Annotated in this window: 7 protein-coding genes; 4 read left to right on the top strand and 3 right to left on the bottom strand. The window is 62.5% G+C overall.

What is annotated here, in order from left to right; all coding sequences use genetic code 11:
- Position 1 precedes the first annotated feature (1 nt).
- Genes ABIE33_RS04875 through ABIE33_RS04865 form a run of 3 tightly spaced genes read left to right on the top strand, consistent with a single transcriptional unit; the run spans position 2 to position 2879 of the window.
- Positions 2-1144 carry an ABC transporter ATP-binding protein gene (locus ABIE33_RS04875; protein WP_429122073.1) on the top strand — a complete coding sequence of 381 codons (1143 nt, stop codon included), beginning with the start codon at positions 2-4 and terminating at the stop codon, positions 1142-1144.
- A gap of 4 nt (positions 1145-1148) precedes the next feature.
- Positions 1149-2060, top strand: coding sequence for an ABC transporter permease subunit (locus tag ABIE33_RS04870; protein WP_429122071.1), 912 nt, complete (start codon positions 1149-1151; stop codon positions 2058-2060).
- Positions 2061-2063: 3 nt separating this feature from the next.
- Entirely contained in the window at positions 2064-2879 is an 816-nt protein-coding gene (locus ABIE33_RS04865) for an ABC transporter permease (RefSeq protein ID WP_025425984.1), read from the top strand.
- 52 nt (positions 2880-2931) lie between these two features.
- Here ABIE33_RS04865 and ABIE33_RS04860 read toward each other — a convergent pair whose 3' ends face one another.
- Complete coding sequence (locus ABIE33_RS04860; protein WP_429122069.1) at positions 2932-4755, bottom strand: AsmA family protein; 1824 nt, start codon at positions 4753-4755, stop codon at positions 2932-2934.
- Positions 4756-4931: 176 nt separating this feature from the next.
- Here ABIE33_RS04860 and ABIE33_RS04855 point away from each other — a divergent pair, with 176 nt between their 5' ends.
- A complete protein-coding gene (locus tag ABIE33_RS04855; protein ID WP_429122066.1) occupies positions 4932-6884 on the top strand; it encodes an acetoacetate--CoA ligase in 1953 nt (650 codons plus the stop codon).
- A 366-nt stretch (positions 6885-7250) separates the two neighbouring features.
- Here the strand turns inward: ABIE33_RS04855 and ABIE33_RS04850 are convergent, their stop codons facing one another.
- Positions 7251-8933: an ABC transporter permease gene (locus ABIE33_RS04850; protein WP_429122063.1), complete on the bottom strand. Its 1683-nt coding sequence runs from the start codon at positions 8931-8933 to the stop codon at positions 7251-7253.
- 202 nt (positions 8934-9135) lie between these two features.
- A complete protein-coding gene (locus ABIE33_RS04845; protein WP_429122060.1) occupies positions 9136-12771 on the bottom strand; it encodes an ATP-binding protein in 3636 nt (1211 codons plus the stop codon).
- Between the last annotated feature and the right edge of the window lie 38 nt (positions 12772-12809).

Here is a 12809-nt window from a genome sequence, read left to right as displayed (position 1 = left end):
GATGAAGTCACTCGGCAGTATCAGGCGCTCTTTCGCCCCCTGGGCGGATCCCGCTTCCAAGCCATTCATTTCCGTCAAGAACGTCACCAAGAAATTCGGCGATTTCACCGCCGTCGACGACCTTTCGCTCAATATCTACACGCGCGAATTCTTTGCTCTCCTGGGTGCATCGGGCTGCGGAAAGTCGACGCTGCTGCGCATGCTGGCGGGTTTCGAGCAGCCGACCTCGGGGGAGATCATCCTCGACGGTCAGAGCCTTGCCGGCATTCCGCCCTATAAGCGGCCGGTCAACATGATGTTCCAGTCCTATGCGCTGTTTCCGCATATGACCGTTGAGACCAACATCGCCTTCGGCCTCAAGCAGGACGGCATGCCGAAGGCCGACATCGCCGAGCGCGTCGGCCAGATGCTCAAGCTGGTGAAGCTCGAGAAGTTTGCCAAGCGCAAGCCGCACCAACTTTCCGGCGGCCAGCGTCAGCGTGTCGCGCTGGCGCGCTCGCTCGCCAAGCGGCCGAAGGTGCTGCTGCTCGACGAGCCGCTCGGCGCGCTCGACAAGAAGCTGCGCGAGGAAACCCAGTTCGAACTGATGGACCTCCAGCAGGAGCTCGGGCTGACCTTCGTCGTGGTCACGCACGACCAGGAAGAAGCGATGACGATGGCCGACCGCATCGCCGTCATGAGCCACGGCAAGGTCGCGCAGGTGGCAACGCCGGCGGAAATCTACGAGGCGCCCAATTCGCGCTTCGTCGCCGATTTCATCGGTGACGTGAATATCTTCGACGGAACCGTCGCTACCGCCGAAAACGGCTATCTCAGCATTGAAACCGGCAACGGCTTTCCCATCCGCATGGCATCGTCCGAGAAGCCGGCCGCCGGCGCCAAGGCCGCGGTCGCCATTCGCCCGGAAAAGATCCGTGTCACCCGGCAGCCACCGACGCACGCGCCGGTCAATGCCGTCGAGGGTGAGATTTGGGACATCGGCTATCTCGGCGACATGACCGTCTTCCACATCAGATTGAAGGATGGAAGGGTCGTGAAGGCGTCGTCGTTGAATGCGGTGCGCGCAGTCGAAGATCCCTTCGGCTACGACCAGCAGGTCTGGATTTCGTTCGGCGAAGACGCCGGCGTCGTCTTGAAGGATTGAAGCCATGGCGAGAGTCGCATCAGCCCTCTTCAGCCGCCTCGTCATCATCATCCCTTACGCCTGGCTGCTGTTCTTCTTCCTGATCCCCTTCTTCATCGTCTTTCGCATCTCGTTGTCGCAGACTGCAGTGGCGATGCCGCCCTATACGCCGGTCTTCGATCTCGTCGGCGGCCTTTCCGGCATCATGGAAAAGGCGCGGGAGTTCTCGCTCGACAACTACGTCTGGCTGACCGAGGACGTTCTCTACTTCAACGCCTATGTGTCGAGCGTCATCATCGCCGGCATCTCGACGGTGCTGACCTTGATGATCGCCTATCCCGTTGCCTACGGCATGGCCAAGGCGCCGAAATCGATCCGCCCGACGCTGTTGATGCTGGTGATCCTGCCGTTCTGGACCAGCTTTCTGATCCGTGTTTACGCCTGGATCGCCATCCTGAAGCCGGAAGGACTGCTCAACCAGTTCCTGATGAGCATCAATGTCATCGACCAGCCGCTGATCATCCTCAACACCAACTGGGCGATCTATATCGGCATCGTCTATTCCTACCTGCCGTTCATGGTGCTGCCGATCTATTCGTCGCTGGAGAAGATGGACCACACCCTGACGGAAGCGGCGCTGGATCTTGGCTGCACGCCCTTCTCTGCCTTCTGGCGCGTCACGTTCCCGCTGTCGCTGGCCGGTGTCGTTGCCGGCTGCCTGCTCGTCTTTATCCCGGCTGTCGGCGAGTTCGTCATCCCGGATCTGCTCGGCGGATCGGAAACGCTGATGATCGGCAAGACGCTGTGGAACGAGTTCAACGCCAACCGCGACTGGCCGGTCTCTTCGGCGGTTGCGACGATCCTGCTTTTGATCCTGGTGATCCCGATCGTGTTCTTCCAGAACGCGCAGGCCAAAGCCGACGGCGAGGGGAGGTAGGTCATGGGCAACTGGTCACGCTTCAACATTGCCTCGATCGTGCTCGGCTTTGGCTTTCTCTATCTGCCGATCGTGCTTTTGGTGATCTTCTCGTTCAACGAATCGAAGCTCGTCACGGTATGGGCCGGGTTTTCGACCAAGTGGTACGCGCAGCTCTGGCACAATCAGGCGCTTCTCGATGCGGCCTGGGTCACCATTCGCGTCGCGCTGATCTCGGCCACGTGCGCAACGGTGCTCGGGACTTTGGCGGCGCTCGCGCTGGTGCGCTACACGCGCTTTCGCGGTCGCATGCTGTTTTCCGGCATGGTCTATGCGCCGCTCGTCATGCCTGAAGTGATCACCGGCCTGTCGCTGCTGCTGCTGTTCGTTGCCATCGGGCTCGACCGTGGCTTCTGGACGATCACCCTTGCGCACATCACCTTCACCATGTGCTTCGTTGCTGTCGTGGTGCAGTCGCGGCTCCTGAGCTTCGACCAGTCGATCGAAGAGGCGGCACTGGATCTGGGCGCGACCCCGGTCAGGACCTTCTTTGCGATCACTCTGCCGGTGATTGCGCCGGCGGTCTTTTCCGGCTGGGTACTGGCCTTCACGCTGTCGCTCGACGATCTCGTGATCTCGAGCTTCACCACCGGCCCTGGCGCCACCACGTTGCCGATGAAGATCTACAGTCAGGTTCGCCTCGGGGTGACGCCTGAAATCAACGCGATCTGCACGATCCTGATCGGCATTGTCGCGATCGGCGTCGTCGTTGCCTCTGTTGTCACCAAACAGCGTGAGGCCCAACGGGAGAAGGACGAGCGCGCCGCTTTCGCGCAGTAGAGCTCAGCTCAGTTTTCAAGAGAACGGCCGGTACTTTAAAGCGCCGGCCGTTTCAGTTGGGCTCGCCGAGAACGGAAAGTGGCGAGATCACCGCATTCGGCCAGGAGCCGCCGACGAAGAACCGCAATCGCTGGGCTGCATTCGTTGCGTCGGTAAAGGTTCCGGCAAGAGCCAGGCTGCCGCTGCGATAAGGTATGACGCCGTTGACCGACAGGCTGCCCGTTGGCCCGGTAAAGGTTGCGCGGTTCAACCGGGCCGATCCGTCGCTGAAACGCGCCTCGATGTCGGCCCGCTGAAAATCGAACGTGCCGCTGCTGGCCTGCGACAGCGAGAAGAACTCACCCTTGCGGACCAGGTTCGAGAAGGCATCGGCGTCGAATTCGGATAGTCTGCCGTTGGCAAGCGACAAGGTCAGGCGTCCGGATGCGTCGGCTGCCTGCGGCGTCCAGAACGGCTGATCGGTCGCCAGGTCGAGGTTGACGTTGCCGCGTCCCGTCGGCACGGGGCCTGTGAAGCCGAAGTCGGCGACGGCGGCCGCAAGATCCGCGTCCTTGAGAAGCAGCTCGAGCTTGCCGCCACGCGTCAAGCCCGCTTCCGACAGCACAAGGCGGCCGCTGAGCCTGCCATTGGCATAGGTGCTGTCGCCGATATCGAGTGACGCCCGCCCGTGATCGACCATGACGCCGGCCGCCACGTCGGTCAGCCGCAATGGGCCAATCGCTGCTTCCTGCGTCGAAAGGCGCACGTCGACGCGCCAGGTGCGGGCGAAAGCGTCCGTCATATGCTTGGCGAGTTCTTCGGGATCGACCGGAAGCTGCGCAAAAAGCGGTTGCAGTCCGTTGAGGTCGATCCTGTCGAAGGCGAGCGTGCCCTCGACGCGCGGCGTGTCGTCGGCGGGAGCGACAACGTCGAGCACGCCGGTCGCCGTCGCGCCGCCGATCGCCAGTTGCAGGTCGTCCAGCTTCAGCGTCGCGTCCCCGGTCGTGACATTGGCATTGAGATTGAAGCTGCTCTCGGGCAGCTCCTCATGCGAGGCCCCCTCGAACCAGGCGGCAAGCGCCGGCAGCGAAGCGGTTGAAACCTGGAGCCGGCCGGAGGCGAATGGTTTCATCGACAGGTTGCCGACGCCTTCGAAGGAGAAGTTGAGGGGGGGCGAGGTCAGCGATGTGTTTAGCGTCGTGTTGCGGCCGGCCAAAAGCGTCAGCGGCTCGTCGCAGGCCAACGTCCAGCTCACGGCCTGCCCGCCGATCATGCTCGACAGTCGCGCATTCAGGCGCCCGGCAAAGGACGGCCACTTCACGGTGCCGGATATGCCGGGAAACTCGCGCGCATAGTTGGTCGTCCGATCGAAGACCTGCAGGCGGCCATTTTCGATCGTGATATCGCCGAAGGGTGTGTCGTCGCTGTCGGCTTTCGCCTCTAGCGGCGCAAGCCAGCGCGGCCGTTCCCAGTTGAGCGTGCCGTCGATCCCACGCTCCAGCGTCACCACCGGCTCGATGAGGCGGATGTCTTCGAGTGCCGGTTCGCCGCGAAGCGCGGAAACGAGGCTGAAGGCTGCCGTGATGCTGCCGATCCGGGCGAGTGTTCGGGGATTGCCGTCGGTCGTCTCGATCGTGGCTCCATGTAATGTCAGCGTCGGGTTCGGCCAGAAACGGATGTCCGGCTCGCCGGTAATCCTGCTCTTGCCACCCGACCAGGCGTCGAGCATGCGCTCCATTGTCGGCCGCACGTCCGTCGTCGAGATCACGAGCGGCAGGGCCGCGTTGTATCCGAGGGCCAGCACGATGCCGATCGCCGCCGGCCAGAGGAAATGGCGACGACGAAGCCGTGACCAAAGGCGTGATTTACCCATCATATGCAGGATTTTTCTTTTCATTTCCGCCAGGTTGCCCATCTCTTGGGATCACGCTGCTTGGATAGGCTTTCGGCCCGCATAAATCAAATGCGGACGACATGGAAATGTCGCCAATGCGATGCCGGAGCGGGGTCCCCTGCTGTTTATTTTGCGTTGCAGCATGGTATAGATGGCGCGGAGTAGGAGTGGAGGAAAGCATGCAGTCTGAGCAACCTTTGTGGGTTCCCGGTCCAGAGATCCGCGAGCACAGCCCGATGGCGCAGTTCATCGCTTGGTGCGGTGAGCGCTTCGGCAAAGACTTTGCCGATTACGACGCGTTTCACGCGTGGTCGGTTGCCGAACGCGGCGATTTCTGGACGGCGGTCTGGGAGCATTGCGAAGTCATCGGCGATCGTGGCGCGACGGCTCTGGTCAACGGCGATCGCATGCTCGACGCCCGGTTCTTTCCCGAGGCGTCGCTGAATTTTGCCGAGAACCTGCTGCGGCGCGCCGGCGGTGGCGATGCGCTCGTTTTCCGCGGCGAGGACAAGGTCAGCTACCGGCTTTCCTGGGATGACCTGCGCGCGCTGGTCTCGCGGCTGCAGCAGGCGCTGAAAGCGCGCGGCATCGGCAAGGGTGACCGCGTCGCCGCCATGATGCCCAATATGCCCGAAACGATCGCTCTCATGCTGGCGACCGCGTCGATCGGTGCGATCTGGTCGTCCAGTTCTCCCGATTTCGGCGAGCAGGGTGTTCTTGATCGCTTCGGCCAGATCTCGCCGAAACTGTTCATCGCCTGCGACGGCTATTGGTACAACGGCAAACGCCAGGACGTCGATGCCAAGGTTCGCGCAGTTTCCGCGGCTCTCGGCGTTCCGGCCCTCATCGTTCCCTATGCGGGCGAAAGCAGAGTTCTGGCGGCTTCGATCGCCGAAGGCGTGACGCTAGAAGACTTCATCGCTCCGTTCGAGACCAAGGCGCTCACCTTCGAGCGCTTGCCGTTCAGCCATCCGCTCTATGTGTTGTTCTCCTCCGGGACCACGGGTGTTCCGAAGTGCATCGTTCATTCGGCCGGCGGCACGCTGCTGCAGCATTTGAAGGAGCATCGCTTCCACTGCGGGCTCGGCGACGGCGAGAAGCTTTTCTATTTCACCACCTGCGGCTGGATGATGTGGAACTGGCTCGCCTCGGGCCTCGCGGTCGGCGCGACGCTTTGCCTGTTCGACGGCTCGCCGTTCTACCCTGATGGAAACGTGCTCTTCGATTATGCGGCGGAAGAAACGTTTGCCGTCTTCGGCACGTCGGCAAAGTACATCGACGCGGTCCGCAAAGGCGGTTTCGAGCCGGCAAAGACCCACGACCTTTCCCACCTGCGGCTCTTGACCTCGACCGGCTCGCCGCTGTCGCCCGAAGGCTTCACCTTCGTCTATGAGGGCATCAAGCAGGACGTCCAGCTTGCGTCGATCTCCGGCGGCACCGACATCGTCTCATGCTTCGTGCTCGGCAATCCGCTGAAGCCTGTGTGGCGCGGCGAAATCCAGGGCCCGGGTCTCGGACTGGCAATGGATGTCTGGGATGATGAGGGCCGCTCCGTGCGCGGCGAAAAGGGCGAACTCGTCTGCACCAAGGCATTCCCGTCGATGCCGGTGATGTTCTGGAACGACCCCGAAGGCGTCAAATACCGCGCCGCCTATTTCGAACGTTTTGACAACGTCTGGTGCCATGGCGACTTTGCCGAATGGACGTCGCATGGCGGCATCGTCATCCATGGCCGCTCCGACGCGACGCTCAATCCCGGCGGCGTGCGCATCGGTACGGCGGAGATCTACAATCAGGTCGAACAGATGGAAGAGGTGGCCGAAGCGCTCTGCATCGGGCAGGATTGGGAAGACGACGTCCGCGTCGTGCTGTTCGTGCGCATGGCATCCGGCGCCTCGCTCGATGAGCAATTGGAGAAGGCGATCAAGAACCGTATCCGCACCGGTGCATCGCCCCGCCACGTGCCGGCGAAGATCATCGCCGTTGCCGATATTCCGCGCACGAAGTCCGGCAAGATCGTCGAACTGGCGGTCCGCGACGTCGTGCATGGCCGCCCGGTCAAGAACAAGGAGGCGCTCGCCAACCCGGAAGCGCTCGACCTTTTTGCCGGGCTCGATGCCCTCAAAAATTGAGGGGCCGTTAACTTGTTCGCGCTTTCGGAATTAACCAAGGCTTCAGACTTGCTGATAAATCCCTAAAATTGTCGGATCGGCTGGTAAGGTCTTGTTTACGATTGGGGGCGCATGGTCATGCCAACTTGAGGCCGGCCTATGAGTGGTCGGCGCCTGGCAGCGATGCCGCCGCAGACATGATGTCATTACTTCTCGAGCATTTGTTGGTTTAGCATTGAATTGTCGAGGTGGCCTCCCAGCCACCTCTTTTTTTGCCTTCGGGATGGCGCGTCAGAACGTTTCGGTCGACGCTGCGGAAACGCTCTACCTCTTTGTTTTTGCGCATTTCCTGACGGAAAACCGCTTCGCACTTTTCCTGAAAATGCTTTAGGGCCGACGTTCCATCGATCTCGAAACCAGGATCACGGGGATCATGCCGGCAACGACGATAATCATCGCAGCCACCGATGCATCCTCGACCTTCGCACGCGATGCGTCCTCGTAGACAAGCGTCGCAAGCGTGTTGAAGTTGAACGGACGCAGCATGATCGTCGCCGACAGTTCCTTCATGGTCTCGATGAACACCAGAAGGGCCGCGGTCAGGACGGCCGGGCGCATCATCGGCAGAAGCACGGTGCGCAGCGTCTGCCCTCCGGTGCGGCCAAGAGCCCGTGCAGCCATGTCGAGGTGCGGCGACAGTTTCTGAAAGCCCGCTTCCAGCGTGCCCTCAGCCATGGTGAGGAACCGGACAGTGCAGGCATAGATGATGGCAAAGCCCGTTCCCGTCATCATGAGGCCCGTGGATATGCCGAAGGTGCTGCGAAAGCCGGCGTCAACCAGATTGTCGAGTGCTGCCAGCGGGAAGAGCACGCCGATGGCCAGAACCGTGCCGGGCACGCCATAGCCGAAGGAGGCGAGGCGGCCGGCCGTGTCGGTGAAGCGCGAGCGCCCGGTGCGCGCCGCATAGGCAAGCACGAAGCCGAGCAGCACCGTGACCAGCGCGGTGGAACCGGAAACCAGAATGCTATGGAAGAGCGCGTTCAACAGGCGCGGCTCGATGAATTGATCGAGCCGCTTCAGCGCGTAATTGCCGAGGATCAGGAACGGGACTGCGAAGCCGGAGAGGACCGGAAGCAGGCAGACCGATGTCGCGGTCCATTTCTTCCAGCCGGAAAGCGAAAGCCTGCTGGCATCATGGACTGCCGATGTCGTCTTCTGGCTGGAGAAGCGCTGCCTGCGCCGCGCCGCCCGCTCGATCATCATCAGGCCGATGACGAAAACGAGCATGATGCAGGCGATTTGCGCCGCGCCGGCAAGGCTGCCGCGGTTGAGCCAGGTGTCGAAGATCGAGAATGTCAGCGTTTGCACGCCGAGGAATTCGACGGCGCCGATGTCGTTCAGCGTCTCCATCGCCACCAGCGTCAGGCCGATCATGATCGCCGGTCGTGCCATCGGGATCTGGATGCGGAAAAACACCTTGAGTGGCCCGGCGCCGAGCGTGCGGGCAACGTCGGCCGCCGCGCGCCCCTGCATCAGGAACATCGAGCGGCAGGCGAGATAGATATAGGGATAGAGCACGGAGCTCAGCACCAGGACGGCGCCGCCGAGCGAGCGGATATCGGGAAACCAGTAGTCGCGGCTGGTCTTGAAACCGAAGATGGCACGGATCAGCCCCTGCACCGGCCCGGTGAAGGTGAACAGCTCACCGAAGGCATAGGCCGCGAGATAGGCGGGAATGGCGAGCGGCAGCACCAGGGCGGCAGACAGAAACCGGCGCAGCGGAAACTCGCAACTCGCCACCAGCCATGCGGTCAAGATGCCGACGACGGCGGTGGCGGCACCGGTCAACGCGATCAGCATCAACGTGCGGATGGTGGCGCGCGGGATGACGTTCTGCATGAGATGCGGCCAGTCGGCGCCGCCGCCAGAGATCGCCAGCCATGCAATGGCGAGGATCGGCATCAGCACGATCAACGAAGCGCCCCCGGCCCAGACGGCGAGTAGCGGATGCGAAAGGCCGGTTCTCGCGCCGGTGCGGCGCCGCTTGAGGCTTTGTGACGTGGACTGCAATCGATCTGATCCGGAGCGAAACGGTTACAGCGCCGCGCGTCGGACATGACGCTCTAAGGACGCTGTAACACTTGAAACTCGCTGCATAATCCTCCCCGTAATTCGACTCCGATTTTAAGGGGAGGATTATGCAGTAGAAATGGCCGTGAGGATGCCAGCAAACTGGCGTCCCCAAGTCAACATTTCCTTACAGCATCTGTCGTCAGTTCGCCAAGACGCGTTGTGACGGGAAGGAGATTTCCACCAGCGTGCCCTCGTTCGGTGCCGAGGTGATGGCGAAGTGCGCGCGGTTGGCTTCAGCCATGGCTTTGGTCAGCGGCAAGCCGAGGCCGGTGCCGTCACCGCGCTTGCGGCCACCGGTGGTCACCTGCCGGAAGGGCTTCATCGCCTGGTCGAGTTCGCTGCGCGTCATGCCGACGCCGGTGTCGCGGATACGCAGGATCACGCTGCCGTTCGCCTCGTAGGAGGTCGACACCACGATCTGCCCGCCCGATGGCGTGAAGCGGATGGCGTTCGCCAGGATGTTGAGCGCGATCTGCTTGATCGAGCGGCTGTCGGCAACCACGCTCGGCACCGCTGTCGAAAGCGACGTGCGGATGATGACGCGCTGGCTGTTTGCCTGCGGCTGCACCAGCGACACCGCTTCGGAAACCGCATCGTTGATTTCGACGGAGCCGAAATCGAGATCCATCTCGCCTGCCTCGATCTTCGAGATGTCGAGCAGGTCGTTGACGATATCGAGCACATGGCGGCCTGAGCGGCCGATGTCGCCAGCATATTCGATATAGCGCGGATGACCGACCGGGCCGAAATGCTCGCTCGCCATCATGTCGGAAAAGCCGATGATCGCATTGAGCGGTGTGCGGATTTCGTGGCTGACGCGCGCCAGGAACTCCGTCTTGTGGGCATTTGCAGTCTCGGCCGCGCGCTTGGCGTTGCGCAACTCTTCCTCAGTCCGTTTCCACTGGGTGATATCGCGGATGACGGCGCAATAGCCGTTGGACGCCGACAGACGGCCGATGGTCATGAACAGCGGCAGGAAACCGCCGGCCGCCTCGCGGCCGATCACTTCGCGGCCATCGTTGAGTACGCTGGCAACCCCATATCCGGACAGGCCCTGCAGATAATCGATGACCGCTTTCTGGCTCTCATGGGCAAAGAGCGCCGCAAACGGTTTGCCGCGGATTTCGCTCTCATCGTAGTTGAAGAGCGCGCTCGCCGAGCGGTTGATCGAGCGGATATCGCCGTCGTGTCCGAGGATGACGACACCATCGGTCGCCGTCTCGAGGATCGAGCGCAGCTCGTCGATTTCGGTCTTGAGCTTGCCGACCTGCTCGTCGGCGACGGGAACCGGAGCGGTTTCGACCGGGCTCGCTTCGCTTTCATGCGGCTGCGAGGCTTCGGTCGATGCCAGGGCCAGCATCAGTGCGCTCTTGCCGTCCCAGCGGATCGAATGCAGGTGGGCCGTCACCGCAACGAGCTGCCCGGTCTTGCGGATCAGCGTCATCGTGCCGTCGGGCTCCGTGTCACCTATCTCTTCGTCATTGGCAAAGAGCGCATCGATGCCGCCTTCCTCCTTGAAATCATCGAGCGTGTCGTAGCCCGTCAGCCGCAGGAATTCCGGATTGGCGTGCAGCAGGTCGTCGCCGAGATGCACAAGCAGGCCGACAGGCAGGCTGTCGAGGATCTCGCCGCTGAAGCCGACGGTCGCAATCGCAGCCGGATCCATGCCCGCCTCGGCCAGCTCGTCGGATCGAGGCTCGGCTGCCGCCACTTCACTCGAAGCCTCCGGCGTTTCGAGTTCGGGCTCGCTCGACGCGGCCTCAAGAGTTGTCTCATCGAGGATTTCAGATGCTTGCTGCTCGGTTTCAGCTTGGATGGTGTCGCCTGAAGCGTCGTCCGGTTGGGTGTCTTGCGCTTCTGGGCGTGCCACAAAATTCTCGCCGAGCTGGCGTGCGATTTCACGAAACGCCGCCTGTTCGCCGCGGGTAAGCGCGCTCGAACCGGCCGGGCGGTGTTGCTCGAGCTCGATGATCTTGTCAGAAGCACGCCGTCCGGGCGTCTCGACGATGCGAAGCGCCGGCCGCTCGCCGAGGAAAGGATCGGCAGACGCTGCAGGCTGGTCGATCGCTATCGTCTCGGTCGGCTGCGGCTCGTCAGCAAAAGGCGAGGGCTCGTCGGTGTCACGCTCGCCAGCGATCGGGATCTCGTTGGTCGTCTCTGCAGCGACTGTAAGGTCATCCGCCGAAGCCGAGGCGGCCATGTCCACCACCTCAATCGCATCCTCGTCACGATCGAGTGAAAGGCCGTTGGCGTTTTCGTCCGCGATGGCGTCCGCAACGCGCACGATGCCGAAGCCGCGGAAACCGTCGAACTCCCGCGAGCGCGAGTAGGTGGGCAGGGCGGCGAGGTCGACCGGAACCTTGAGGCTCGTGCCTTCAACCGGCCAGAAAATCGTCTTGCCGGACCAGGTGTCGCGGCGGTGCAAGAGTTCGTTGATCTTGTTGTCGGGGTCGAGACCATAGCGCGCGGCAAGCGAGGCGAAGCTAACACCGATCACGTCGGCGGCCTTCGGCCCGACGGCGGAGGAAAACTCCTCCGAGATTTCGCTGAACTGTCCTTCCGCGTCGATTTTCCAGACGAACCGCACCGCCCGCCCGCCGGTCGCAAAGGCGAAGTCGGACTGAGCGCCGATAGGGGCGCCTTTGTGTTCGGGCGGTTCAACCGGTGTAGCATCGGGGACAGGCGCTACCTCGGCGGCAGGTGCCGTCTCGGAGGACGGCAACTGCTCCGCGCTTTCTGGCGTGGCGTCCGTCTGTTCCTGGGCTGCATCTGATGCCTCGGCGGTCGCTGTTTCCACTGGCGTCTCGACATCGGCGTCGGCGATGAGGTCGATCGAGAGTTTCTTGGCTTCGACCGCCGCCACGACATCGTCGGCCTCTGCAAGCGGCTGCTCGATTTCGCTTTCAGCGACGATCTGCTCATCCGTCGAGGCCAACTCGGCGGGAGCCGATTGAGCGTCGACCGTTTCTACTGCAGCGGCAGCCACGGCTGCGTCCGTTTCGACGACAGCGGGTGCGTCGCCGGTAACAACATCGGCCTCGACGACGTCCGCAACGGCTGCTGGCGGCAAGACAGCTTCCGCCGGTGCGTCATCCGGATCGAGGTTGCCCAAGATGGTTTCCACCGCGAAGAGAAGATGAAGCGCCGGCCCATCGGCGATCTTGCCGATGGCGGCGGGCAGGTGTCCCTTTGCCGTGGCGACCGGACGCTTGATCAGCCAGTCATGGTCGCGGGCAACGGCGGCAACGAGTTGGCGGCGCGTCTCGTCGGACATGCCGAGATTGGCAAAGCCTGGCGACTGGGCGACGATCGCGCCGCCGGCATCGAGCACGGCCATGTGCGTGTCGGGACCGTCGAGGCCGGCGATCATGCGCGCTGCGCGATCCTCCGTCGAAAGCGGCTTACCGGAATGAGGTGCGGTGAACAGCACGCCCAGCTCGTCCGGCCGGACACGGATCAGTTCCACGGCCGTATTGAGCGGTACGCTGCGAAAGCCCGAGGCAATGCGCATCAAAAGCTGACGACGGTCGCCGACCGAACCGAGCTGCGTTGCAGCCGCCTTCAACTGGCGCGCCGACAGGTCGTTCGCATTGGGGCCCGTGTCGATGAAGTCGTAGATCGAGTCTGCGCCGAAGAAGGCGGCACCCTGATCGTTGGCCCAGAGAACGCGGCTAAGGTCCCTCGAAAACAGGATCGCCGCATCGCCGCGCGCAAAATGTTCGCGCACCCGCTCATGCACGGCAATGTCGATGAAGGGGTACTGTCTTGCGGGCATGGACGGGCCTATTGACGGATCGCTGGTACGTTAACACT

Origin of the sequence: Ensifer sp. 4252, from assembly GCF_050434565.1 — a bacterium.
Classification (GTDB): domain Bacteria; phylum Pseudomonadota; class Alphaproteobacteria; order Rhizobiales; family Rhizobiaceae; genus Ensifer.
The sequence above is the reverse complement of the archived record's forward strand: the minus strand, read 5'-3'. Positions and strand labels throughout refer to the sequence as shown.

Coding starts and splice junctions, on each gene's coding strand:
- ABIE33_RS04875 (WP_429122073.1), top strand. CDS start 2: ATGAAGTCACTCGGCAGTATCAGGCGCTCTTTCGCCCCCTGGGCGGAT.
- ABIE33_RS04870 (WP_429122071.1), top strand. CDS start 1,149: ATGGCGAGAGTCGCATCAGCCCTCTTCAGCCGCCTCGTCATCATCATC.
- ABIE33_RS04865 (WP_025425984.1), top strand. CDS start 2,064: ATGGGCAACTGGTCACGCTTCAACATTGCCTCGATCGTGCTCGGCTTT.
- ABIE33_RS04860 (WP_429122069.1), bottom strand. CDS start 4,755: ATGAAAAGAAAAATCCTGCATATGATGGGTAAATCACGCCTTTGGTCA.
- ABIE33_RS04855 (WP_429122066.1), top strand. CDS start 4,932: ATGCAGTCTGAGCAACCTTTGTGGGTTCCCGGTCCAGAGATCCGCGAG.
- ABIE33_RS04845 (WP_429122060.1), bottom strand. CDS start 12,771: ATGCCCGCAAGACAGTACCCCTTCATCGACATTGCCGTGCATGAGCGG.